We start from the raw sequence: 25454 nt of genomic DNA on the forward strand, positions 1-25454 counted from the left end.
ATGGCCGAAAAAAACTACTACGAAATATTAGGAGTCAAAAAGGACGCCACAGATAGCGATATTAAGAAAAAATATCGCAAACTCGTCCGAAAATATCATCCTGACGTCAGTGATGACCCTGATGCGGATAATAAGATTGCTGAGATTAATAACGCTTATGAAACCATTAGAGATAAAGACAAACGAGCTGAATATGACGCTATGCTCAATAATCCATTCGCAGGTCAAAGCAGTGGCGGATTTGGTGGACAAGCGGGCGCTGGACAAGGCGGCTTTAATTGGGAAGATATAAAAGGTCAGTTTGGTGAAGGGGAGGCCTTTGGTGACGGTGGCTTTCGTTTTGATGACATATTCTCAGCCTTTGGTCGCGGCGCGCGTGGCGGCTCCAATGAACAAGCAGGTGGTCGTACGCAACAAGGCTTTGATCAGTTCGGTGGTGGCTTTGGCGCTCAGGACAGCAAAGGTCAAGACCAACATGCCGAAATCAACGTTGATTTGGCATCCGTTTATAATGGTGATGACTATAGTATTAAACTAAATGTACCCACGCGACAGCTCAATGGTAGTGTCGACTATGACAATAAAACGCTAAAAATAAAAATACCTAAAGGCATCACAGATGGTAAGCAGATTCGCCTGAGTGGACAGGGAGCGGCGGGTAGTGGTAACGGTAAAAACGGCGATCTATTCTTAAAGGTAAAAATCACTCATAGCAACAATATCCGTTTAGAAGGCGCTGATGTTTATCAAACAGTAAATATCACCCCGTGGGAGGCCGCTCTCGGTGAAAAAATCAATGTCACCACGCCAGCAGGGACTTTGGGTGTTAGCATCCCAAGTAACAGTAAGTCGGGCAGTAATCTGCGTCTTAAGGGCAAAGGCATTCCCGCTAAGCAAGCCGGTGATCTGTATTTAACCTTAAATATTATAAACCCTGAGGTCAGTAGTGATACAGATAAACAAGCTTATGAGCAATTAAAACAAGCTTTTGCTGATGCTGGTATTAGCCGCTGATAAAGATAGTGATGCGAAAAATTAGTGAAACGTTAGCATAACCGCAACGAGGATAATAATATGAAACACTCACCCGAACTAACCGATCTCATTATGAGCTTTGATGAGCTAGTCTCTGCTTGTGGTCAAGAGCCGCAATGGGTCATTGCGCTAATCGAAGAAAATATTATCGAATATGATGTACCTGAGCAACAGCAATTTACTGGTTTCCAGTTGACGACCGTACGTCGTGCCTCACGCATTAGCCGTGACTTTGAGGCCAGCGTGCCTGCTATTGGCTTGATTCTTGAGCTATTAGATGAAGTTGAGCAACTGCGTCAGTATAAGCGCCAATTGGATATGCAAGCACCAGTTATTGAAGTCAATATTGAGCATTTAAAATAACCTAGTCTAATAATTTTAAATTTTAGAAATAAAAAAAGGGCATTGATTGCCCTTTTTTTTGTGTTTATAACTGCTGAATTAGTGATTGTTAGTCAGTTAATAAAACCAGCTAACGCGCATATTTCGGATCAGCGGCTGCGGTAAATAACACATCTGTTGATGAGTTCAGCGCAGTCTCTGCTGAATCTTGTATTACCCCGATAATAAAGCCGATAGCGACCACTTGAATAGCAATATCGTTAGGAATACTAAATAGGCTTGCTGCTAATGGAATAAGTAGCAATGAACCGCCAGCTACACCAGACGCTCCGCAAGCACTAATCGTCGCTACTAAGCTGAGCAGCAATGCTGAGGCAAAGCTGACCTCAATGCCTAAAGTATGAGCTGCGGCGAGGGTGAGTACGTTAATAGTAATTGCCGCACCTGCCATATTGATGGTCGCGCCAAGCGGAATCGTCACTGAGTAAGTATCTTTATTCAAGCCTAATTTATTGGCAAGATTCATATTGACTGGAATGTTCGCCGCAGAGCTACGAGTAAAAAACGCGGTAATGCCAGATTCACGTAGACAAGTAAAGACCAGCGGATATGGGTTTTTGCCGGTCTTGATAAAGACGATAATAGGATTAGCAATCAAGGCGATAAATACCATACAGCCAATCAATACCATCAAAATCCGTGCGTAGCCTGCCAGTGCAGCAAAACCCGTTTCAGCGACAGTGTTGGCGACTAGACCTAAGATACCAAAAGGGGCTAGAGCAATAACCCATTTGACCACTTGTGAGATAGCTTCAGAAAAATCAACGACAGCAGCACGTGTGGTTGCGCTGGCTTTACGGAGCGCAAAACCGATGATAATTGCCCATGCCAATATACCAATATAGTTGGCGTTAGCGACGGCATTGACAGGATTAGCCACAAGGCTAAGCAGTAGATTACCTAAGACTTCTTTTAGATCGGCGGGCGGTATCTGCGTCACGGCATCAGCACTCACTAATACTAAGCTGGTAGGGAATAAAAAGCTGGCACCCACCGCCGTCAATGCCGCCAAAAACGTGCCAAAGATATACATAATCAGCACGGGCTTTACGTAGACTTCACCATCACTACGATGTTGGCAGATAGCGGCCATCACTAAGATAAAGACCAGCACAGGCGCAACCGCTTTTAGTGCTCCGACGAACAGTGTACCTAGCAGGCCTAGGGCAATACCGACATTGGGCGTCAGCCAACCAACCAACGTGCCCACTATCAAACCGATAATAATAAGCGGTACTAGACCAATGCGCTTATACATTTCAACCAATGAATACATTCTTACTCCTACAACTTAATGAATAATAAAAGAGATCAAGCTATTCTCTATTTTTTGCCTTACTAGCCTCGTACTTATATATATAAAGGTAAGATTCGTAAAACAGAATAAAAATCGGTGAATTATAACCAAAAAAAGAGCCGTTAAGCCCTTTTTTATTTTTATAGCTATTCATTTGAAGAGATTGATTGGTTATTGGGGTCTGTTGAACATTTGATCATGGCACTGACAGTGACTATTTTTTAGGCGATTCTAGATTAAAAATATCTAGTTTAGTCATTCTAAGCGGATCTTTTTAATGACGAATCGGCAAAAAAGAGTCCTGTCCCACTCGAGCACAGCTCTCGTCTTGCGAACGGGCAAAGCAGTGCTTTGCTCGATCCGTTCTCAGGGCTGATGCTAAAATTGCCCTATTCGTTGTAAAAATCTAGCCAAGGCATCTGCATTACCTGCGATTTTTACCTAGACTAGAACACAGCTTTGATAAACTAGTAGCTATCAGCAGTGCTCACTTATAAATGTTCAACAGACCCTACCTCTCAAATGATATTAGCGTGCGTATTTAGGGTCAGCAGCGGCAGTAAACAGTACGTCTGTTGACGAGTTCAATGCGGTCTCTGCCGAGTCTTGCAGGACACTAATAATAAAGCCGATAGCCACCACTTGTAGCGCAATATCATCAGGAATATTGAATAAACTGGCCGCCAAAGGAATGAGTAGTAATGAGCCACCAGCGACGCCAGAGGTACCGCCAGCACTGACCGTAGCGACTAGACTTAGCAGTAATGCTGAGCCAAAGCTGACTTCAATACCCAAAGTATGGGCTGCTGCAAGGGTGAGCACATTAATAGTAATTGCTGCACCTGCCATATTAATAGTGGCGCCTAATGGCAGGGTGACTGAATAAGTATTTTCATGTAAGCCTAATTTGCTGGCTAGATTCATATTAATGGGGATGTTAGCGGCTGAACTGCGAGTAAAAAACGCGGTAATCCCAGATTCACGTAAGCAGGTGAATACTAGCGGATATGGGTTTTTACCGGTCTTGAGATACACAAGGATAGGGTTAGTTACCAATGCAATAAACAACATACAGCCTATCAATACTAGCAAAATTCGTGCATAGCCCAACAGCGCAGCGAAGCCTGTATCAGCGACGGTATTGGCTACTAAGCCCAAGATACCAAAAGGTGCTAGGGCAATAACCCATTTGACTACTTTTGAGATGGCATCTGCAAAGTCATTGACAGCGCTGCGAGTTGTCTCGCTGGCTTGTCGTAACGCAAAGCCGATAATAACCGCCCAAGCTAATATACCAATATAATTAGCATTGGCTAGGGCATCAACTGGATTGGCGACGAGACTGAGCAGCAAGTTATTTAATACTTCTTTTAAGTTTGCAGGCGGTACTTGCTCGATGGTGGCATTCACCAAAGTCAATTCAGTTGGGAATAAAAAGCTGGCACCAACAGCGACCAAAGCGGCCACAAAAGTGCCTATCAGATATAAAAACAGCACGGGTTTTACATAGACCTTATTACCGCTACGATGCTGACAGATAGCAGCCATAACTAAGAAAAACACCAGTATAGGGGCAACGGCTTTTAAAGCGCCGACGAACAGCGTCCCCAAAATACCTAAGGCAATGCCAATACTTGGTGCCAGCCATCCTATCAAAGTACCCAGTACTAAACCGATAACAATCAGCGGTACCAATCCGATTCGTTGATACATCGCTATTAATGAATGCATTTTTACCTCAGTAGTTTAAGTAGCAAAAAACATAGACTTATTTAACGGGCGATATTAGCATTTTTTGACATGTTAACCCATAACTAGACTTTTAAATCATTGAAACGCAGACGAAAAAAAACGCCATGACTGGCGTTTAATTTCTGTACTATTTGTACTAGAAGACTAGGGTCTGTTGAACATTCACAAGAAGGCACTGCTGATAGCTAAAATGGGTCTAGTCTAAGTGAAAATCGCAGGTAATGCAGATGCCTTAGCTAGCTGATTTTAGTTAGACGGTTACAACGAATAGAGCGATTTTAGCATCAGCCCTGAGAACGGATCGAGCAAAGCACTGCTTTGCCCGTTCGCAAGACGAGAGCTGTGCTCGAGTGGGACAGGACTCTTTTTTGCCGCTACATTGCTAAAACTAGACGCTTAGAATGACTAAACTTACAATTTTTATCTGCGAAGCGCCTAAAAAATAGTCGCTGTCAGTGCCACGGTCGAATGTTAAACAGACCCTAAACTTTGAAATGGGTAAGCTCATGCCCTAATTGCTGATAATGCTTATACTTAGCCCGTCCTGCTGCTACGCTGACCGTATCTGGTTTGATAATCTCTAGGATACGGGTTATCGATACGTTATGAGTCGCACCTATAAAGTCCGTAACGGTACGAGCAGTAGTGTTAAGAACTATACCTTTGAACTGCTCGGGCAAATAGTCACCTAATAGCACAGGCGCAAGCAAATCATCAGCAGTATTTGTCGTTAGTAACTGATGCGGGATAAAGCTAACGGCATCGTGCGACCACAGCGCCTCATCAAGCTCGCTTAGTAGCGATGATTCATCACTCAATACGAGTATCGATTGCTTGCTTTTATGAAGCGCAGTCTGTACTAACTGCACCATAAAGCGCAAAATATCTTGAGCTTTAGGGTCGCTGAGTACATAAAAGCTAACGGGTAGCTGGGTCGCCGTTGTCTGATCCGTTGCCATTATCTATTACGCTATTGAAGCATTCTTTAGATACTGCATAAATAGCGGCACCGGACGACCTGTAGCGGCTTTGTCTTTACCTGAGATCCACGCCGTACCAGCGATATCCAAATGCGCCCACGCTTGACCTTCCTCTATAAAGCGCGATAAGAAGCAAGCGGCAGTGACAGCGCCTGCGCCTTTGCCACCGATGTTCTGTATATCAGCAATAGGCGAATCAATCAACGACTGATACTCATCATCCAACGGCATGTGCCAAACGAGATCACCAGACTGATTACTAGCGTTTTCTAAGCCAAACAACACATCTTCATCGTTACTGAATACGGCTGAGCGCACATGACCAAGCGCGACGACGCAAGCACCTGTTAGCGTTGCTACATCGATGATCGCTTTTGGCTGATAGTACTGCTGTACGTAGCAAAGCGTGTCGCATAGTACTAGGCGACCTTCAGCGTCTGTATTGAGGATTTCGACCGATTTGCCGTTCATCGCTCTGATGATATCGCCAGGACGCGTGGCTTCCCCTGATGGCATATTTTCAGCACAAGCCAATGCGCCGACGACATTGATAGGTAGACGTGATTCGCATAGCGCTTTTAGCGTACCGAGTACTGCAGCAGAACCACCCATATCAAACTTCATCTCATCCATAGCCGCGCCTGGCTTGATTGAGATACCACCTGAATCAAAGGTAACGCCTTTACCAACCAACACAATAGGCGCATCATCATTGACCGCTTGAATAGCTTGATCGGTAGCTTTATCCGCTTTTTTACCAGCGCCTTTTAATGGCAATTTATCGGCTATGGCTTTTAGGCCACCGCTAACTTTTGCTGCGCTACTAGTCGTCTTAGCACCGAACTTTGATTTGCCTTGATATTCCATGGTGACCAGCTGGCCCTCGCGGGTCGAGCCTTGTGACACGGATAAGAAGCAATTCATCCCAAGCGCTGCCATTTCTGCCTCGCCAAGTACGGTGACTTTTAATACATCAGAATGCGCTTTGGCAAGCTCTTGTGCTTGCTCTGCCATGTACGCCGGGAAGCAGATGTTGCCTGGCTCATTAGCCACATCACGAGTTAGGCTTTGACCTGCAAATACTGACTCAGCAAAGTCTAGCGCTGGCTGCAAAGTAACATCAGCCAATAGATAGATATCAGTCAATACAGGGGTGTTTTGCTTAGACTTGTACTTATCGAAACGATAAGTCGCTGCTAATAAATTCAGTGCGAATTGACCGAATTCGTTTTCCTCTAAGCTGTCATTTAGCGCTACAGTAATTGAGCTAACGCGCTTTTGTGTGGCACTATAAATCGTCTTAGCAATTTTTTGTAGCGTCGCATTATTTAGTTTATCGACATTACCCACACCTACTAGCAATAATTGCAGCGGATTTTGCTTAGTGGTTTTTTTGTCACCTGCTAACGCATAATCGGCTACTGTCTCGCAAGCTTTACCTGTAAAATGCGACACATCGATCAATTGCTCGATACGCTCTTGATAGTCGGTTAATACAGACTCTGCTAAGATATTTTTATTGTTATCGACTAGCACCACTAAGCAGGCTGAGTCTTTATCCTTAGCTTCTTTTTTGAGTATTTTTTGAGTATGGGTTTTTGGTAACTGTTGGGTGAGCTTAATATTCATATAGGGTTGTCCTTGTAAGCTTGTTAGAGTGATTATTGAATCAATTGGGCAGTGATGTGATGGCAGTGTAGCATATCAAAATAGCAGCGCACCGTCAGCGAGGGTTAATGATTTTGGCTAGGTTTGCTGGCTACTTTGGCAATTATAGCTAAACATCAGCTTGTTAGCCGTTGATTGCGGTATCAGTCGACATCAAAGCGGCAAATCTATCTTGCAATGCAGCCATAGCCGTATCGTGTATTACGTTGGCGGCCAGCGTTTCGCCTTGAGCACTAGGCAAGTTGCGAGTAGCACAAGCATCATGACAAACAAAATTCTCAAAGCCTAAATCAAAGGCAGATCTTACGCTTGAGCTGACACACATATGACTCATAAACCCAGCAAAGACAATTTGCGACTTGCCAGTAGCTTCGATAAGCGCTTGTAACGGAGTATCATAGAAGGCATTAGGATGCATCTTAGTAATGGTTTTTTCACTATCTAATGGTTGCAAGCTGTCCACTATAGTAACTTTGTCTGACAAAGGATCAAAAATATTACCCTTGTCTTCACCATGATGGGCGATATGAAAAATAGGCGTGTTGTTATCTCTAGCTTTATCTAACAGCAAACGCGCATTGGCAGTGGCTTTAGTACCAGCTGCGCCTAATGGCATTTTACCATTGACATATTCATTCTGAAAATCAATCAGTACCACAGCGCAGTTTGACCAATCAAGCTTATTATACTGGCCGCCAGCCAATTCAAGTAGAGTTGCAGGACTAGACATAGTGTTCTCCAGATGGTGTGTGAGGTAAAGATAGATTCTAACAACTAATGAGCCGCTTATCAGTGCTTGATACCAACAACACACAAACCGTTTTAAATGCGCTACAGTACAGAGTACTGTAATGTATTCAAACACATTTTACCGTCATTTTTTACAAAAACATGGTAGCATTAGCGGCTATGCCTGAATGCCATATCCACAAGCATAGCTTGCATCATTTAGTTGGTTCGACAGACGCTCAGCTACGTTATTAATGCTGTTACCCTAAGCTTTTTATTAAGAGTCCTTATCGTGATATTACGCCGTTATATGACCAATCAAGTTGCCTCGACCACCGTTTTGGTATTGGGGTTTTTGGTCGTAATGATGCTTGGCGGACGTCTGATACGTTATTTTGGCATCGCCGCTGAAGGTAATTTGGATATCAGCTTATTGTTTAGCATTATTGGCTATAATCTACCTTACTTTTTAGAGCTTATCCTGCCGTTAGCGTTTTTTATCGCCTTAATGCTAGTGTTTGGGCGATTGTATGTCGATCAAGAAATGGCCGTTATCAATGGTAGTGGGGTCTCACGCGGTAAACTTGCACGGTTGATGACCCCATTGATTTTGGCGCTGTTCGTAGGCGAAGCCGCCTTATCGGTAGTCGCTAAGCCTTGGGGCGTGCGCTCCTCAGAAACTATCTGGCAGCAGCAAGCTTTGAGTAGTGCTTTTGATCTTATTCGTCCTAATGAGTTTGTCAGTAGTGGCAATTACCATCTGTATGTCGGTAGCTTGAGCGACGACAAAAAACAGCTGCAAGATGTAGTCTTAATTCAGACCAAAGAGACGGTTGAAAATGAAGAACCGCTTAGCAGTGATGATGCTGAGCTGGCAAGGCAACTGGCTAATACTGAGATGCCGCAAGAGTTGACGACTACTATCGACAACAGCGATCAAGCCATTACTAAAGACACCATCACTCTTGCCAAGCGTGCTGAGCAAGTTGATAACGGTGCTGGCGGTATCACGCAGTTGGATCTGTTTCAGGGTCGACGCTATGAAGTCGGCGCAGGCAGTCTAAAGTATAATCAAATTGGCTTTGATCGTTATCGGATTACCTTAACTGAGTCCTCTAAAGAGATAGTGACTGAGGATAATACCGAAACCCAAGCTATTGGCCCTTTATGGCAAGCTGCTACAGGTAGCGCGTCAGTTAATAGTACTAGTGCTATGCGGGCCGCGCAAGGTGAGCTGGGTTATCGATTTGCGCTGCCTTGGCTGATGATCATCGCGCCGATGCTAGCTGTACCTTTATCTCAAGTAAGGCCTCGTCAAGGGCGCTGGCTACGCTTATTCCCCTCAGTATTATTATTTGTCAGCTGTGCATTAGGCATTATTTCGCTCAAAAACGCAGTGGGTCAAGGCAGTGTTAGCGTTTGGGCTTATGCTTGGCTGATCGTAGGGTTTATGGCGTTGGCACTATATATGAATTGGAGCAGCCGTATAGGACATCGATTACGGGTACGACGAGAGGGTACTGAGCCCTCTCTAACAACCGATCATTCAAACGGAGGGAACTATTAGTGCGCTCTCCTGTTAATACCCAATCCACCACTCTAAAAGTGCTCAGTCGTTACGTGAAAAAAAACGCCCTACTAGCCATTATCGCGGCGATACTAGGACTGTGGGCGCTACAAATTGTTTTCTCTTATTTATCTGAACTGGACTCACTAGATGATAGCTATACGATGGCGGACGCTCTCAAATACATCCTATATCGCTCGCCCTATTTTTTAGAAGAATTTATCCCGACAGGTGCTTTATTAGGCGCGGTTATTGGATTAGGATTATTAGCTAATAAGAGCGAGCTGGTGGTCATGCGCGCCGCTGGTATTAGTGTGTATCGTATCGTCGGTTGGGTACTACAGCCTGCGCTGGTATTTGTGCTTTTAGCCTTAGTGATTAACCAATTCGTATTACCTACCAGCAATCAATTGGCACACGAAATCAATAGCGACGAGCGCGACGTATCGATTACCACAGTGCGCGGCTACTGGACCGTGCAGCCAAGTTTTACTACTAGTGCTGGCAACGATGCGAATAATAGCACCGATAACACTAGTGGTAGTGCGCAGCCCAATGGCAGCGATATTCTCTATATCAATTATGCAGATGTACAAGGCAATATCGGTGAAGTAAAACGCTGGCACTTAGATAATGACGGCAATCTGCAAACTGCTATCCGTGCTGAAGGCGGCAACTATAAAAGGCGCGTCGCTATTGATGCGGATAATAATACCTCGGCCCAGTCTGCCCAGTACCGCTATGAGTGGCAACTCAATAATATCACCAAGCTGAGTATCAACCAAGGGTTTGAAGCCAGTCAAGCCAAGTCACTATCAGACACACTAAGCTTACCTTTTGCACCTGAGTCGGTCTATCTATTGACCCGTGAGGCTGAAGATCTATCGCTGACTCAGCTATATGATCATCGTCAGCTTATGCGCGCGCAAGAGCAGCGCTCATTGACTCATGAGCTGGCCTTTTGGCAAAAGTTGTTATCACCACTCTCAATTTTATCGCTAGTTATCGTTGCCTGCTCATTCGTCTTCGGCTCGCTACGCACTCATAGCTTAGGTTTACGTATTGTCGTCGCGCTACTATTCGGCTTGCTATTTAGCTACCTGCAAGACTTGGTTGGGTTTATTTCCTTGGCGACTGGATTTTCGCCGATGCTTATGGTGATACTGCCCATTATCGCCAGTACAATACTGGGAATATACTTACTAAAACGGCAAATGTAGACGGTTGTTTTGGTAAAAACTTAAGCTCAGCGAAATACAACTAAAAAGCACGCTATAACTCAACGTTAAGCGTGCTTTTTGCTGATGGGTTTTGCAAGATTATTCTTTGGTCGCCATGGTAATAGTATAAGTTTTGCCTTGCTTGACCTTTTCGCTATTCCCAAACACCTCGGTAAACGAGCGCTTCATAAATTGACGTAAGCCATTGATGGTCACCACGTAAAAACGTCCACCTTGACGCATCCGCGCATAAGCATCTAAGAAGTATAAATAGTGCTGCTCTTTGCCGACTTTAGCAGGCAAGTTCGACATCACAAGGCTAAAGTCTTTATCTGCCGCCACATGATTAAAGCCGTTTGATAAATGCACATCGACATTATGCAGACCATTTTTCTCACAGTTCAGGCGAGCATATTCTACTGCCATAAAGTCTTTATCAATTAAGGTGTGCTGACCATTTGGACATTCGCGCGCCGCTGCCATACCAAGTACACCATAGCCACAGCCCAAATCTATCGAGTCATCGTCCGTCTGAAAGTCGACATAATCAAGCAGCATGAGGCTACCGTCATCGAGCTTTTGCGGAGAAAAAATACCCCACGTAGTGGCAAAGTCAAAAGGTTGACCCAGCACATTCGCTTGAAAGTTAATATCTTCACGCCAGTGTTTGGCTTTTTCTAATAATTCAGCAGGTGGTCTATGTTTCATGGAGTTCTCTATGATATGAATAATTAATGATGATATTGTAACGAGAATTTAATAAAGTTTCAGCTCATTACTCATCTTTCATCTTATTTTTTGCTTTAAAAGGCTCTGAGAACTGTAGGATCAAAAAGCTAACGACAGATAAGATGATGGCAATCTCATAGCGGCTATAAGCGACTGAGATACCAATGGCAGCGGTATTCCATAGTCCTGCTGCTGTGGCAGTCCCTTTAACACTGCCACCACTTGTGAAAATAGCACCACCACCGATAAAGCCCATACCTGTGATAATACCGTACATAATACGCGCTTCGGCATCGCCCTCATTGTAGATATCTCGACCGACTAGCATAAAGGCGCAGGAGGCAATAGCCACCAAAGGGAACGTTCGTAGACCCGCACCATTGTCCTTCATCTCACGATTGAGCGCGATGGGTAGTGACAATATAAAGGCAATGCATAGTTGAAAAAAGTGATACTTCATCAACGCCATATCGATATCTAATTCAAACATAGCTCACTCCGTTATGCAAAAGTGAATTTAAATAAGTAATACAACTTTAAAGCTATTTAAATAGTATTGTAGCGATAACAATGTGAGTTTTCAGTTATGGATTGATAGTGGTTTGTGATTGATTCTAATTATGAAAAGGTTAATAGGCTTTTAGCCTAGTGGAGTTGTTAGCTGGCTGTAGGGTGGGTTAGCCCAAGCGTAACCCGCCGAATGAGTGCTGCTCTATACGATAAATCAAGTTTAATGATCGGCTGTAGGCTGGGTTTTTAACCCAGCAGGATACAGCGGTTAGCTTGAAATTTATAGATAAAGTAAAATTTTGTTTGTAATATAGTACGATGTTATCTTTCTAGCTTGACTAACAATCTGCTTAGCTAAAAGTTCAGCCTACAAATCACAATAATTTATATTTTAACTGGATTTTCATATGAAGAAGTTTGTACTTAGTTTGGCGCTTAGTTTAGGAGCTGTATCAGCAACGCCTGTTATGGCTGCCATCCCTGCTTTTTCTGCTAATCAAATGGCGCAGGTTAAGCTCAAAGACCTGAGCTTTAGAGAAGTTATGCGTCAGTTTTACAGCGGTCAGATGACTCCTACTTTTGCAGATGACACGTATATTGATTCATTACCAAACATTGGTTTAGGTCATGATAATAGTACAGCATATAAAATAGTAGCTTTAATGCACCCTATAGAGCTTTATTATAGCGCGGATGGTGAACAACGTTATTTAGTGACCATTGAAAAAGTGTTTGTTAATGATAACTCATTAGAATACTGTGAATCTTGCGGCTCAAAAGCAGATTTATACAGTTTTAAAAAACTAAATGATCTACGGTTTCAATTAGTAAGCAGGACATCAGAGAGCGTAGAGTTTTCAAGTAATTATGGCTCAATGAACCTTCAAAACAATGACCTTGATATTCATGGGATTTTAGAGCGTTTAGGTGAAAATTTAGTAGGTAGCATATTCAAGAGTGGATATATGCGTCAAGGTTATACGACAGACTCATGGGCAGTACTACATCTACCTGAAAATGATTTTATTAATACTTATGCATTAGGCGATGCTGGTTCAGATAATAACGGTGCACATGATTATGATTCACCCTTGCATTATGACTATGAAGGAGTTGTGACAGTAATGGCTGAGAACACCGCCTACTATCCAATTATGTTAACTTATAAAGGCATACCTCCTGATGATCCTGAGCGTCCTAAATTTATCAACAATAGCTACATTATGAGTTTTGATCCGATAAAAAAAGCTTATGAAACAACATCCACTATAAAGCGGTAATTAGCTTCATTGGGATGCGCTCAGCGCACCGAATAAAATGTAAAGTAAAGGTTCTATATGAAATACACTTTATAGTTTTTGACTCAAACAAAATCAAATTCGCATTGATTTTAGTTCAAAATATTGTAGATATAAATTCGGTGGGTTACGCTTTGGCTAACCCACCCTACGATATAAAAATTAACCAACATTTTAATAATACCATTCAGAAAATTCCCTTTAAGGAATTTCCTCTTGCGAGCCTAACGAAGCAGTGCTTCGTTTTAACGGCTCTCAACCACGCGGATGATGCTCAGCATGTAATTTCTGCAATCTAGCCGTCGCCACATGGGTATAAATTTGCGTCGTTGATAAATCACTATGCCCAAGCAAGAGTTGCACACTACGTAAGTCCGCCCCATGATTGAGCAGATGCGTAGCAAAGGCATGACGTAGCGTATGCGGTGATAAGTCTTTATCAATACTGGCAACTTTAGCGTATTTTTTTAGTAGATACCAAAAGTTCTGCCGCGTCATATAGCCACCTTGCGCAGTCAAAAACACCGCTTGGCAGTTGCCAGACTTCAAATGAGCGATTAGATCACCACGAGCGTGGTTTAGGTAATCCTCTAACGCGTCCGCCGCGTATTCCCCTAATGGCACAAGACGGGTTTTATTACCTTTGCCCGTGATTTGTAGCCAACCTGCATTTAGATTGACTTGTTCAAGCGCTAAATTAATCAGCTCGCTGACCCGTAGACCGCAAGCATACAGCACTTCTAGCATCGCCTTATCACGTAGACCAAGCGCTGTGCTCGTATCAGGGGCGGCAAGTAGATTATCGACGTCGCCCTCGCTTAAATCTTTGGGTAGGGGACGACCTAGCTTTGGTGATTTGATCTGCTCACAAGGGTTGTCTTCGCGCAGATTGCTAGCGATCATCCATAGATAGAATTGACGTAGGCTTGAGAGCATACGTGCCTGAGTACGTGGCGTCTTATCGTCTTGAGCAAGTAGAGATAGGCAGTGCAGCACGTCATCAGCTTGCCATTGAGTTAGTGCTTTGGTATTGGTCAGCTCACAGGAGCGCAAATCACGCACATAAGCGTTACGGGTACGAGTCGCAAGACCACGAGCGAGCATCGCCTGACGAAATTCAGTGATATAAGTTGGCTCGTCATCGACGGCTAGCGCCTTGGGTTGACGTTGTTGTACGGCGCGATCACGGCTCATCTGAAGCGCCAACTAGACACCACAACGAAGTAATCTCGCTACTCCTCGCAGCATATAACGGATCAGTCTCATCTTGGCTACGACCATGTTTAGGCTGGGTATCTAAGCGGTATTTTATGGTTAGCCCAGCATTGGCAATCCAGTCTAATAGCTCATCACGGCTGCGCAATTGTAGATGTTCTGCTAAGTCCGACATTATCAACCAAAGCTCACCCTGCTCAGCTAAGTGCTGTTTTGTACCTTGCAAAAACCCGCGAAGCATCTTACTTTTCTCATCATACACCGCATATTCAAGTGGTGAGGTTGGTTTGGCAGGTAACCAAGGTGGATTACAAATAATCAAATTGGCTAGTGGCGCGTCTATCGGAAACATATCCGCTTGCTGGAGCTGTATATTAGATAGCTCTTGACGCGTAAAATTATCTTGCGCACAGGCTATAGCTTGCGGGTTCAAGTCGGTCGCGATGACGTTTTGCACACCGCGCTGAGCTAAGATAATCGCCAATAGCCCTGTACCCGTACCAATATCATAAGCGATATTACAATTAGCAGGCAGCGGTGCATCGAGCAATAGCTGTACATACTCATGACGGGTCGGTGCAAACACCCCATAATGCGGATAAATCGACAGCCCTAAGCTTGCAATGGGTACGCCTTTTTCGCGCCACTGCGCTGACCCTAACGCCCCTTGCAGATCACGGAGGGATAGCAAGCAGGATTCGCTCATTTCTCCAAATGCTGCTTTACAAGCTGCACTGACATCAGGCGCACGGCGTAGGTGACTGACATAATTGGCATCCAGCTCTAGTAATAAACGGCCCAATATTCGCGAGCGCTGAGCTTGGGCTTGGCGCTGCTGATGAAATAAGTTGGGAATTACTTTAGCTGGTAATGAGGCGTCATCGGCAGGATTACTGATAGTGTTTTTAGATTTGCTAGCGGCTTTATCACTCTTGCGCTGCTCACCACGCTCGACACGGCGAGTCATAGCTTGCAGAAGTTGACGGGCATTATGGAAGTCGCCACGATATAACAGTGAGGTGCCTGCACAGGCTAGACGATAGGCTTTGTCTGCGCTTGTGCTGTCGTCAATCACTTCGATATGTGCAGGCGCTGCTTGATCACCTGATGACAACCAGCGCGCCTTATGCAAAGTATTATTGTGCAAAGTATCGCTGCCGTTTTTACTTTCAGTCCATTCTACATATTGCTTTTCTACTGTGAGCACGTCATTGACCTTTTATAAAAGTTTTGTAATAGAAAAACATAAATGGTTATCCGCCATTAAGCAGATTTTTTCTTAACTAAATAACGATATAGAGTAACGCTTGCTTGCTCGTCATTCCCATTATTAACAATGTCACTATCTATAGTTATCTCGTCAGGATCTACGCTTAAGGTTACATTTTCAGCGACAGTTTCTTGCGTTAATAACTCATGGCCTAAGTGACGACAAAAATTAGGAATATCGCGAGTGGTCGCAGGGTCTGTCGCTAGCACCTCGATAATATCACCGCTATCAGCGCGGCGGATAGTCTTGTGTAGCATCATGACCGGCTCAGGACAGATCAGTCCTTGAGTATCTAAGTGATGATTGACGATAGTATTTGAAGTTAAAGTAGTCATATTTTAAATTACAGATAATTAAATAAATTTATAAAAGGTTTTAGGTTTTAAATGCTGCTAAAGCGCTTCATCATTTTCAGGCTCATCTTGTCGCGCTAAAAAGTCAAAAAAGCGCTTGAAGCTGACTCTAAAAAAGAACGCGACGCCAAGCCAGCAGGATAGTCCTAGCCATGCTGTATCGGCAAATATTAGGCCACCAATCAATACTATTGATGATACGCCAATACACATAATAACCATCGATGATTGAGCGAGCCGATAGCGATAGATAATAAAAGCATCGTAGAGGGTCATAGGAATAGTCAGCGCAATCAACACATAGGGTAGGTTAAAAAACAACCGATATAACAGAGCGCTATCATGGAACATCTTGATACTAGCGATAGTACCGAACACCATAAACGCAATAATCGCCGCATAGAGCAAATAGACCGCTAGGGTATTAGCACGCTGCGCACCTTTTATACGTGCAATGGCAATCGGGGGAAAGCCATGCTGAGTTACTTGCTCTGAGACAGTAGTCATAATGATCAGCGCTTTATCTATTTGAAATAAGGATCTTTATTTAAAGTAAGAAATCATGGAGTCTTAATAATATCTGTAAGCCTATTAATCCGCTTTGCCTATTAATCCGCTTTGATAGTATCAATCGCCATAGCGCTATTAGGATCAGTAAAATAAGTCGATAGCAAAATACAGGCAGAGATATCATCAATAGGATCGCGCTCGTGCTGTATCCAGCCTTGCTCCCACGCAATCTCACGTGCGCCTACCGAAGTTAAGCGCTCATCACACATTTTGACGACCACAGCTTGATGCTGTTCAACTAGGCGATGGGCTAGGCGACGAGCAAATTTATGCGCACGTTTGGAGAGCATAGAGCTACTACCGTCCATATTTAACGGCAAGCCAACAATCACTTGGGTCACGCCCCAAACCTTGATGATACCTAGTAGATTGTCCCAGTCGGGCTGCCCATTATTCATAATCAAAATATCAAAAGCTCGCGCCGTCTGAGTCATGGTATTACCCAGCGCCATCCCCATCTTTTTGACCCCATAATCCAAACCCAAGACCAAATGGGGCTTGAGAGCGGAGACATCGACCCTTAGATCGACCGTTTCTTCAAGTTCTATGGGCGTGTTGTTATCTGGGCTATTCAATGAGCAGTCCTATATTTTTACTATTCATCTAAAGTAGAGAGGATTTAAACTAAGCGTATTAGCAAAGTTATTAGGCATGGCCAATATCGCTACTAAGATAATCGGTGGTGTTCTAAAAAGTATGCTGGCATCAGACGTAGCCATAATTGACATAGAAGAACACCAGATCGAATACCTTAAAGTGATTATCAAGCTTTTTCGAGAAGCAGCAGGTTTTTCTAACGGCTCGACGTAACCGGTGTCTCAAGCGACAGTTATTGCCTTCTATACCTACCGTATGCTGTTTGCCAACTCGCTTATGATCTGATTTAAAAGCCGTCAAAAAGCTATCCCAGTTGTCCATACTAATAGAGTCATAGCTGACTTTGAGCTGATTTAGACGTGCTCTTAGCTTCTTAGCCGTTCTCAAATCACGTTTGCCCCAGACATAAGCGACAATCTCATTGGTAGCACGGTCATAAGCATAAATCAGCCAGACTTTACGTTTCTTACGGTACACGTAAGTCCAGAACTCATCAACTTCTAAGCGTTCATAGTAGCTCTGCTTAGGCGCAATCTTATATACGGATGAGCCTATGGTACTTAGCACTTTACCAATGCTAACTGAGGCTATAATAGCAATGTCTCTAATGCCACAGCCTCTCACTGTCATTAGCCGTATTTTATCTTCTATTCTAGAGTGACAGCCGTTATAAGTTAAGGCATGATCGCCAATGAACTGACGCTTGCAGGCTTTGCATTGGTAGTTTTGCTTACCATAGCTTTTTTTGCCATTTTTCTTTAAACTGGGACTGTGACAGTCGGGGCAGCTGATATCTATTTGTGTCTTCATAACCTCAAATATATCATCTTGCTTTGGCTGTCACCCTCCTTTATTACCTCAGCATACTTTCTGATACACCACCAGATAATCAAGGTTAACACCGATTTTATTAGCAGCCAATTGCCAACGCTCCTCGAAAGGCGTGTTAAAGAGCAGGTTTAGATCCGCAGGACAGACCAGCCAATCGCCATTATTTAACTCGTTCTCTAATTGCTTTTTGCCCCAGCTAGCATGACCTAAGCAGAGCTGATAGTGACCAACCCCTTGACCCACGGCAATACGCTTTAGAATATCTTGGCTGGTAGTAATACAGACGTTTTCTGAGATAGCAAACGAGGACGCCCACTGTGGCTGACCTGTATGCAGCACAAAACCAACCTCAGGATACATCGGGCCACCCTCCAACGCCAAATCCTCCATCACTTGCTCATCAGTGACTTCGATATCTAGATTCTCAAGTAGCCGACCGACTTGTGCTTGTTCTATAGGCCGATTGACCATCAGGCCTAATGCTCCATGTTTGTCATGACGACAGATATAGATAAGCGCCTGCTCAAACCGTGGGTCTGACAGATCTGGTGCAGCAATTAAGAAGTGATGGGTCAAATTGACTTTAGACATAGAGACAGATGCAACCTAAAAAGAGCTGAGACATTACTATATGGCGATAGCAATCGAGAAATCAACCAAAATCTAGTAGCCTACACTCTAAATAAGAAACACCTTTCATCATGGCGCTTGTCAAAATAAAGGCAGTTATTTGACATCACTGAGTAGGCTACGGGCATGGTCACGCGTGACATCGGTAATAATCACCCCACCTGACATCCGCGCCAGCTCGTTGACTTGCTCCTCTTGAGTCAAGATAACCAACTCGCTTTGGGTCTGCTCGAGATGATGCTTTTGCACTAAGATATGCTGATGCGCCTGCGCGGCAACTTGTGCTTGATGGGTGATAGCAAGGAGCTGTTGAGTCTGACCGAGGGTGCGCAGTAATTCACCGACAACTTGTGCGGTGCCACCGCTGATACCGACATCGACCTCATCGAATACTAGCATAGGCTTGGCGGCATTATTATCGCTATTGGTCACTTGTAATACTTGCATCACCAGCGCCATTCGTGACAGCTCGCCACCTGAGGCAATCTTATGTAATGGCTGCATCGGCATACCGACGTTCGCGCTAAATAACAGCTCAATATCATAGCGACCCTGCGCATTACTCTGAGCTGCCTCTCTAGCCGTAAACACAAACTCACAGCGTGCGTTAGGCAAAGCTAAAGGTTGCAATTGAGCGACTAGCTGGGCGCAAACCACAGGCGCAGCTTGAGCCCGCTTATCATTAAGCTGATCTGCTAATAGTAAATACGCTTGCCAAGCCTCATCAATTTGGGCGGCTAACACGTCACTGCTAGGCTCGTTTTCTAATTGCTCTAACTGCTGTTGCCAGCCTTTTGCCTCGTCTATTAAGTCATTAGCAGGCAAATTGTGCTTGCGAGATAGACGATGACCTAAGCTAATTAAACTGTCCAGCTCTTGCAAGCGTTCAGGATCGGGCAATTGCTGCTCGGCATAGTCGGAGAGTAGGGCAGACGCTTCCGTGATTTGTTGCTGGGCTAGATGGAGCTGTTCTGAGACTTGACCAAAAGTTTGACTGACACCAGTCTGATTATCACAGATCTTAATCGCTTGACCTAGCAGAGTCATCACATCAGGCTCATCAGTATCATTATCGAGCAGATGCAAGCCCTGACTGGCCTCTTGCATCAGCGCCTCAATATTGGACAGCTCTTCGTGTTCCGCTTCTATTTCATGATAATCAACGGCTAGTAACGGTGCGATATCACTTAGCTGACTCTGCAATAGCTGTATACGGTCTTGGCGCTGGGCTTCACGACTGGCAATATCATCAGCGCGGCGCTTGAGCTGCTGATACTGCCCGAAGCTGTTGGCTGTTTGCATAGCTAATGGCGTTATCTGTGCCATCGCATCTAGCCACTGCACCACAAACTGTGGCTTGAGCAATGCTTGCTGGGCATGCTGACTATGAATATTAACCAGCAATGCCCCTAAAGTTTTCAGCTCAGCAAGACTAACAGGTGACCCATTTAACCAAGCTTTTGAGCGCCCGTTACTACTGAGCTGACGGCGTATTAATAGCTCGTGCTCATCTAACTCACGCTCGTGCTGCGCGAACCACTGGGCAACTACCGCATTAGCGGTGACATCGAACTGGGCATAAATATCGGCATAGTCAGCACCATGTCTGACCATAGCGCTATCAGCACGCTCACCTATACATAAGGATAGAGCATCAAGCAATAGCGACTTGCCTGCCCCTGTTTCTCCGGTGATGACATTGAAGCCTTCAGCCACACTTAGCTCATGCTTAGCAATGAGCGCAAACTGATGTAGGGTTAGGGATAACAGCATCAAAGCCTCTCGTGGCAAGTGGTAAACAAGGTGTCAATCGTTGATTTTGTTGCTAGTCAATCTTATTGTAAATAGGTTAAGAATAAAGTTGCTATATGATGACATAAAGTGCGAAATACAACTTATAGTCAATTAAGTCAATTAAGTCAATTAAGTCAATTAAGTCAATTAAGTCAGTTGCCGATAATATCTCAAGCTGTGACATCATAGCTCGACAAGGTGAGATAGTTTATTGTTGATTTTATCATTGAAAATGTCCAGTATTATGCAGATACTATAAGCGTTGCAGCCTATTTTTCGTTAGTAATCATTGATGAATTAGATACAATTGCGACATTTTTAGTGACACAATAACAAACTTTTTAGACGTAATGTGGTAGCATAATCGCACTTAATCATAAACTCAACTGTCAAACTCTGTAAATCATAAGCAGTTTTGTGAGTCATTAGCGACAGACTCTGGTTGTCGAAGCATATTGAAAATAAAAAGCTATGGTTTAATCTTAAGTCATCACTTATTAAAACCGTAGCTTACCTTGTGAAGATATTCAATTTATACTGTTAAAACTTATTATTAAAAGCAAATAGTAAAATAATACTTATTTTAGTTTGGGTAACAATATTTAATAAGGAAGTCATTATGGCAGCGGCACAATTTACTAATGTAACCGTTAACGCTCAAGCGACGATATCGTATGATGGGCGTTGTTCAAGTCACACCCTTATGTTTGAAGATGGACGCCATAAGACTTTAGGCGTTATTCTGCCCTCAGATACTACGGTTGAGCAATATCACTTTAGCACCAATACCTCAGAGCGTATTGAGATTATCAGCGGTGAATGCGAGGTCAAAATAAACGGCGACGAAGATTTTGGCTATTATCGTGCTGGTCAGTCCTTTGTGGTCGAAGGCAATAGCAGCTTTAATCTACGTACCGAAGAGATCGTGCAATATATTTGCCATCTAGAAGGCTAGCTGCTGTTTGGATATTTAGATCAATAAACCAGTGGCTACAGATACGTTATTACCTTTAAAAGAAACAAATAAGATCATGCCGATTTTGTTTGTTTCTTTTTGCTTATGCTTCTAGTTATTACTTTTTTGCTTATAAATTGTTTATAAATACAGTAAGCTTATCTCCACTTTTTAATTAACCAGCAGGCGCAACATGGCAAAACCCATCTATTTCTATGGCATCCACGCGATTGAAGCCTTACTCACTCATCGTCCGCTTGATGCACTCAGCCTCTTTGTACAGCAAGGTCGCGAGAGTGATAGCCATGTGCAAGCTATCATTACTGAGGCCAAAGATAATGGCATAAGTATTCAGCCTACTCAAAAAGACAATCTTACTCAGCTTTGCGGTAGTCCGCAGCATCAAGGGCTAGTGCTGCATGCACGTCCTCTAAGCTTTGCTAATGAGGGGTTATTAGATGAGCTGGTCGCTCGCGATGATTGTCTCTTATTAGTACTAGATCAAATTACCGATGCGCATAATTTTGGCGCTTGCTTACGCACGGCGGTGGCGATGGGAGTGAATGCGGTTATTTGTCCCAAGCATCATGCCGCCAGTCTCACGCCAACGGTTGCTAAAGTATCCGTAGGAGCCGCTGAGATGATGCCTATTATCAGTGTCACTAATCTGGCACGGACGCTGGCGCAAATTAAACAGGCAGGGGTATTCGTATTCGGTACGGCACTAAGCGATGATGCTAAGCCAATACATGATGCTGATTTGACAGGTAAGACGGCGCTGATTATGGGCTCTGAGGGCGAAGGCATGCGCCGGCTTACCACAGAGAGCTGTGATGAGCTGGTCTATATTCCGATGTCAGGTAATGAGCATGGTAATTTGCAAAGCCTGAATGTCAGCGTTGCAACGGGAATGGCATTATATGAAGTTAATCGGCAGCGCGCGCTAACAACTGAGTAAGCTGCAGATAATTTTGGTGTAGAGGCTCTAGCTGCAAATGCAGAGCGTCTAGATCAGCTTCATTGGTCACTACGTCATCAGCGTGACTATTGCGCTCAGTGCGACTAAGCTGATTGGCCATGATTGCTTTAATCTTTGGTACGCTTTGCGAGTCTCGTAAGCTGGCACGAGCAAGCTGGGTGTCTTCACTAGCATCAACGACCAGAATGCGCTGACATAAATTCGCCAGTCCTGCTTCAGCCGCCTCTATCAGTAGGGGTGCTGACAATATAACATAGGCTGAAGTACTCGCTGCCAATTGCTTTTTTGCCGCCTCGCGTATCGCGGGATGGGTAATAGATTCAAGCTCAATAAGCGCGGCTGGATGAGCAAAAACATGCGTACGTACCGCAGCGCGATCCATTTCACCATTATCCTTGATAGCCCAATCGCCAAATTTTCTTTGAATTTTGTGTAAGGTAGTACTACCTTTAGCCACGACCTCGTGAGCGAGGACATCAGCATCTATAATGTCCATCCCCTGCTCAGCGAACCAGGCGCTAGTCGCTGACTTACCGCTACCGATACCACCTGTTAAGCCCACTACTAGCTTTTTACTCTTAGCTTGGCTAATAGTTTGCGGCTGATCGGTATGATCATGGCTCTGCGCAGATGATGTGCTATTAATACTCATAAAGGCCACTTATTTTATAAATAAAAAGATAGATAGCTAATATAGCGCTGATATAAATTTCAAAACGACAGCTTTAGCGTAACGGTTAGTAGTGCAAAAAGTATCAGGGTGGGTTTACTTATTGTCAGCTGAAAGGGATTTTAAAGCACGCCAGCAAGCGTGCAAGATAATATAATGACTGTTGTGATAACGGTTTGTTCCGTAGCCCTAAATATACATAGCCAAATACCAGCTAATGATATCATTACCGTATAGTAAAGCAATAATCCCCGCAACTGCAATATAAGGCCCAAAGGCAAAAGGTTTGCTTGCGCCATGTATCCTCATCAAAACAATGCCAACGACAGAACCTAATAGCGAAGATAATAAGATAATAAGAGGTAGCATCATTGGTCCAAGCCAAGCGCCTAATACCGCCATTAATTTAAAATCACCTTGCCCCATACCGTGCTTTTTCGTTAGTAAATAAAACACCTTCACTACGATCCATAAAGATAAAAACCCTAGTAGCAAGCCCCAAATAGCTTGCGTCGGACTGACAAACCAGCTTTGCGAATTAACCGCGAGCCCCAACCCTGCCAGTGGGAAAGTTAAGCGATCTGGTAGTAGCTGAGTATCAAAATCAATGCCCGTCAGCGCTATCAAAGTCCACACGAGTATAAGTGCTGAAAGACCTACCATGGTGACGCCAAAGTGATAAATAACCAATGCTGAGAGCAGAGCGGTAATCAGCTCAACGAGCGGATAGCGCCAACTGATAGAAGCCTTGCAGTCCGAGCAACGTCCGCGTAAACCTATCCAGCTGATAAGGGGTATATTCTCATACCACTTGATTTTATGAGCACAGTTGGGACAACGCGACGCTGGACGGCTTAAAGTAATAGGGGTGTCTTTGGCAATGATAGCTGCGATATCATGCGCTTGAGCTTCTAATGTCTCAGGCTGCTGTACCAAAAATTGACTGCACTCCTGTCGCCATTCAAACTGCATCATCAACGGTATGCGATGAATAACGACATTTAAAAAGCTGCCCACACAAAGCCCTAATAGTGCAAATACGAGCAGGGCTACAGTCATGTTTTGTTGTAATAATTCTATTAATTGCATTAAACTTTTATCCTACTACATTACCCAATTGGAAAATAGGTAAGTACATAGCAATGACTAGACCACCTACTAATACGCCAAGAATAGCCATAATAAAAGGTTCCAGTAGACTCGTTAGCCCATCAACGGCGTTGTCGACTTCATTTTCGTAGTAGACCGCGACTTTATCTAGCATCTCCTCTAAGCTACCAGATTCCTCACCGATACCTACCATTTGAATTGCCATACTAGGAAATAAATTGGTTGAGCGCATAGAGAACTGTAGCTGCTGACCCGTTGAAACATCATTCTTAATCTGTTGAGTCGCATTATAAAACACCACATTATTAGTTGCCCCAGCGGTAGAGTCTAGTGCATCAATCAAGGGAACACCTGCTGCGAACGTCGTTGATAGAGTACGAGCAAAACGAGCAATAACTGCTTGGTAAGCAATCTTACCAAATACAGGGGCTTTCAAAACGGCTCGATCTAAAAAATCGCGAAACTTTTTCGAGCGTTTTTTCGCTTCAGAAAAGCCAATAATAGCGCCGCCAATGACAATGATTAAAATAAACCACCAAGATTGCATCCACTCAGACATACCGACTACCATCCGAGTAAAAGCGGGTAATTCAGCACCAAAGGATTCAAAAAGGTCCGAGAATACAGGTACTACTTTTATCAATAGAATCATAGTGACAATGACTGCAACGACTATTACCGCTATTGGGTATTTTATAGCTTTACGAATCTTAGCTTTGAGTAGCTCGCTCTTTTCTTTATAAGTGGCGACCCGCTCAAGCATAGTTTCAAGCGCCCCTGATTGCTCACCCGACTCAACAAGCGAGCAGAATAGATCATCAAAGTAACGCGGATGTCGACGTAGCGCTGAGGAAAAATTACTTCCCGATTCAATATCTGCTTTGATCTGTAGTACTAATTCTTTCATAGTAGGATTATCTAGAGAGTCCGCCACGATCTCAAAAGATTGGGTTAATGGAACACCGGCTTTCATCATCGTTGCCAGCTGGCGCGAAAAAATAGCAATATCGATAGGCTTGATAGACTTTTTAAATTCAAAAAGCGCTTTAGGCTTTTTCTTGATGGTTTTGACGGTAATGCCCTGCTTGCGCAAGGTCGCCTTTGCCAGCTCTAAATTGCGACTGGTCGTTTCGCCTTTGACTTTTTGTCCACGCCGATTGACCCCATCATAGACAAAATCTAACAGCATGTCGGTCTTAGCTTTTGCCATCTCTTAACCCTCAAATTTACTTAATTAAATATACTGGTAATGATATAAATAACACCATAACACCTGATAAAAAGGCTATTTTA

The 25454-nt window shown here is 43.9% G+C and carries 25 protein-coding genes; 7 read left to right on the forward strand and 18 right to left on the reverse strand.

Annotation, left to right across the window (positions count from 1 at the left end; translation table 11 throughout):
• Together ACR63T_RS00270 and ACR63T_RS00275 are read left to right on the forward strand one after the other, a co-directional pair.
• Positions 1 to 1014, forward strand: coding sequence for a DnaJ C-terminal domain-containing protein (locus tag ACR63T_RS00270; RefSeq protein ID WP_472784384.1), 1014 nt, complete (start codon positions 1 to 3; stop codon positions 1012 to 1014).
• 60 nt (positions 1015 to 1074) lie between these two features.
• Positions 1075 to 1398 (forward strand): chaperone modulator CbpM, encoded by a 324-nt coding sequence (locus ACR63T_RS00275; RefSeq protein WP_201570807.1) that lies wholly within the window; start codon positions 1075 to 1077, stop codon positions 1396 to 1398.
• Positions 1399 to 1507: 109 nt separating this feature from the next.
• Here the strand turns inward: ACR63T_RS00275 and sstT (ACR63T_RS00280) are convergent, their stop codons facing one another.
• The 5 genes from sstT (ACR63T_RS00280) to ACR63T_RS00300 all read right to left on the reverse strand — a co-directional run bounded on the left by sstT (ACR63T_RS00280) (position 1508) and on the right by ACR63T_RS00300 (position 7864).
• Positions 1508 to 2713 (reverse strand): serine/threonine transporter SstT, encoded by a 1206-nt coding sequence (gene sstT, locus ACR63T_RS00280; RefSeq protein ID WP_472784385.1) that lies wholly within the window; start codon positions 2711 to 2713, stop codon positions 1508 to 1510.
• A gap of 549 nt (positions 2714 to 3262) precedes the next feature.
• Positions 3263 to 4465, reverse strand: coding sequence for a serine/threonine transporter SstT (gene sstT, locus ACR63T_RS00285; RefSeq protein ID WP_305899259.1), 1203 nt, complete (start codon positions 4463 to 4465; stop codon positions 3263 to 3265).
• A gap of 503 nt (positions 4466 to 4968) precedes the next feature.
• A complete protein-coding gene (locus ACR63T_RS00290; RefSeq protein ID WP_472784386.1) occupies positions 4969 to 5445 on the reverse strand; it encodes a DNA polymerase III subunit chi in 477 nt (158 codons plus the stop codon).
• A 6-nt stretch (positions 5446 to 5451) separates the two neighbouring features.
• Positions 5452 to 7095, reverse strand: coding sequence for a leucyl aminopeptidase (locus ACR63T_RS00295; RefSeq protein WP_472784387.1), 1644 nt, complete (start codon positions 7093 to 7095; stop codon positions 5452 to 5454).
• Between the two features lie 163 nt (positions 7096 to 7258).
• Positions 7259 to 7864, reverse strand: a complete 606-nt coding sequence (locus ACR63T_RS00300; RefSeq protein WP_472784388.1) for a cysteine hydrolase family protein — start codon at positions 7862 to 7864, stop codon at positions 7259 to 7261.
• A gap of 309 nt (positions 7865 to 8173) precedes the next feature.
• On the opposite strand from ACR63T_RS00300, the gene ACR63T_RS00305 reads away from it, so the two are divergent.
• Both ACR63T_RS00305 and ACR63T_RS00310 read left to right on the forward strand, forming a co-directional pair.
• Positions 8174 to 9430 carry an LPS export ABC transporter permease LptF gene (locus ACR63T_RS00305; protein WP_472784389.1) on the forward strand — a complete coding sequence of 419 codons (1257 nt, stop codon included), beginning with the start codon at positions 8174 to 8176 and terminating at the stop codon, positions 9428 to 9430.
• Entirely contained in the window at positions 9430 to 10650 is a 1221-nt protein-coding gene (locus tag ACR63T_RS00310) for an LptF/LptG family permease (RefSeq protein WP_472784390.1), read from the forward strand. Before ACR63T_RS00305 ends, ACR63T_RS00310 begins: the two co-directional genes overlap by 1 nt.
• A gap of 99 nt (positions 10651 to 10749) precedes the next feature.
• Here the strand turns inward: ACR63T_RS00310 and ACR63T_RS00315 are convergent, their stop codons facing one another.
• Complete coding sequence (locus ACR63T_RS00315; RefSeq protein ID WP_305899265.1) at positions 10750 to 11358, reverse strand: class I SAM-dependent methyltransferase; 609 nt, start codon at positions 11356 to 11358, stop codon at positions 10750 to 10752.
• 67 nt (positions 11359 to 11425) lie between these two features.
• Positions 11426 to 11869, reverse strand: a complete 444-nt coding sequence (locus ACR63T_RS00320; RefSeq protein ID WP_472784391.1) for an MgtC/SapB family protein — start codon at positions 11867 to 11869, stop codon at positions 11426 to 11428.
• 427 nt (positions 11870 to 12296) lie between these two features.
• Between ACR63T_RS00320 and ACR63T_RS00325 the strand changes: the two genes are divergently transcribed.
• Positions 12297 to 13169 (forward strand): hypothetical protein, encoded by an 873-nt coding sequence (locus ACR63T_RS00325; RefSeq protein WP_472784392.1) that lies wholly within the window; start codon positions 12297 to 12299, stop codon positions 13167 to 13169.
• A gap of 273 nt (positions 13170 to 13442) precedes the next feature.
• Here the strand turns inward: ACR63T_RS00325 and xerD are convergent, their stop codons facing one another.
• The 8 genes from xerD to recN all read right to left on the reverse strand — a co-directional run bounded on the left by xerD (position 13443) and on the right by recN (position 20426).
• A complete protein-coding gene (gene xerD / locus ACR63T_RS00330; RefSeq protein ID WP_472784393.1) occupies positions 13443 to 14381 on the reverse strand; it encodes a site-specific tyrosine recombinase XerD in 939 nt (312 codons plus the stop codon).
• Positions 14371 to 15609 (reverse strand): methyltransferase, encoded by a 1239-nt coding sequence (locus tag ACR63T_RS00335; RefSeq protein ID WP_472784394.1) that lies wholly within the window; start codon positions 15607 to 15609, stop codon positions 14371 to 14373. Before ACR63T_RS00335 ends, xerD begins: the two co-directional genes overlap by 11 nt.
• Before the next feature lie 56 nt (positions 15610 to 15665).
• Complete coding sequence (gene tusA / locus ACR63T_RS00340) at positions 15666 to 16007, reverse strand: sulfurtransferase TusA (protein WP_305899271.1); 342 nt, start codon at positions 16005 to 16007, stop codon at positions 15666 to 15668.
• A gap of 57 nt (positions 16008 to 16064) precedes the next feature.
• A complete protein-coding gene (locus ACR63T_RS00345; protein WP_305899272.1) occupies positions 16065 to 16532 on the reverse strand; it encodes a hypothetical protein in 468 nt (155 codons plus the stop codon).
• Positions 16533 to 16633: 101 nt separating this feature from the next.
• Entirely contained in the window at positions 16634 to 17053 is a 420-nt protein-coding gene (gene ruvX, locus ACR63T_RS00350; RefSeq protein WP_201573643.1) for a Holliday junction resolvase RuvX, read from the reverse strand.
• Positions 17054 to 17300: 247 nt separating this feature from the next.
• Positions 17301 to 18002 (reverse strand): IS1 family transposase, encoded by a 702-nt coding sequence (locus ACR63T_RS00355; RefSeq protein WP_201571335.1) that lies wholly within the window; start codon positions 18000 to 18002, stop codon positions 17301 to 17303.
• Between the two features lie 48 nt (positions 18003 to 18050).
• Entirely contained in the window at positions 18051 to 18614 is a 564-nt protein-coding gene (locus tag ACR63T_RS00360) for a YqgE/AlgH family protein (protein ID WP_472784395.1), read from the reverse strand.
• Between the two features lie 135 nt (positions 18615 to 18749).
• The gene (gene recN / locus ACR63T_RS00365; RefSeq protein ID WP_472784396.1) at positions 18750 to 20426 is read right to left on the reverse strand and encodes a DNA repair protein RecN; all 1677 of its coding nucleotides are present in this window, start codon (positions 20424 to 20426) and stop codon (positions 18750 to 18752) included.
• A gap of 640 nt (positions 20427 to 21066) precedes the next feature.
• Here recN and ppnP point away from each other — a divergent pair.
• Together ppnP and rlmB are read left to right on the forward strand one after the other, a co-directional pair.
• On the forward strand, positions 21067 to 21402 hold the full coding sequence (ppnP, locus tag ACR63T_RS00370; protein WP_201570831.1) for a pyrimidine/purine nucleoside phosphorylase: 336 nt from the start codon (positions 21067 to 21069) through the stop codon (positions 21400 to 21402).
• Between the two features lie 193 nt (positions 21403 to 21595).
• Entirely contained in the window at positions 21596 to 22360 is a 765-nt protein-coding gene (rlmB, locus tag ACR63T_RS00375; protein WP_472784397.1) for a 23S rRNA (guanosine(2251)-2'-O)-methyltransferase RlmB, read from the forward strand.
• Here the strand turns inward: rlmB and coaE are convergent.
• The 3 genes from coaE to ACR63T_RS00390 form a co-directional block, all read right to left on the reverse strand.
• The gene (gene coaE / locus ACR63T_RS00380) at positions 22329 to 23033 is read right to left on the reverse strand and encodes a dephospho-CoA kinase (protein WP_472784398.1); all 705 of its coding nucleotides are present in this window, start codon (positions 23031 to 23033) and stop codon (positions 22329 to 22331) included. The two genes, rlmB and coaE, sit on opposite strands and share 32 nt — an antisense overlap.
• A gap of 207 nt (positions 23034 to 23240) precedes the next feature.
• Positions 23241 to 24140 (reverse strand): prepilin peptidase, encoded by a 900-nt coding sequence (locus ACR63T_RS00385; RefSeq protein WP_472784399.1) that lies wholly within the window; start codon positions 24138 to 24140, stop codon positions 23241 to 23243.
• 7 nt (positions 24141 to 24147) lie between these two features.
• Positions 24148 to 25371, reverse strand: a complete 1224-nt coding sequence (locus tag ACR63T_RS00390) for a type II secretion system F family protein (RefSeq protein WP_201570835.1) — start codon at positions 25369 to 25371, stop codon at positions 24148 to 24150.
• Positions 25372 to 25454: the final 83 nt, after the last annotated feature.

The organism is Psychrobacter sp. M17(2026) (genome assembly GCF_055699815.1).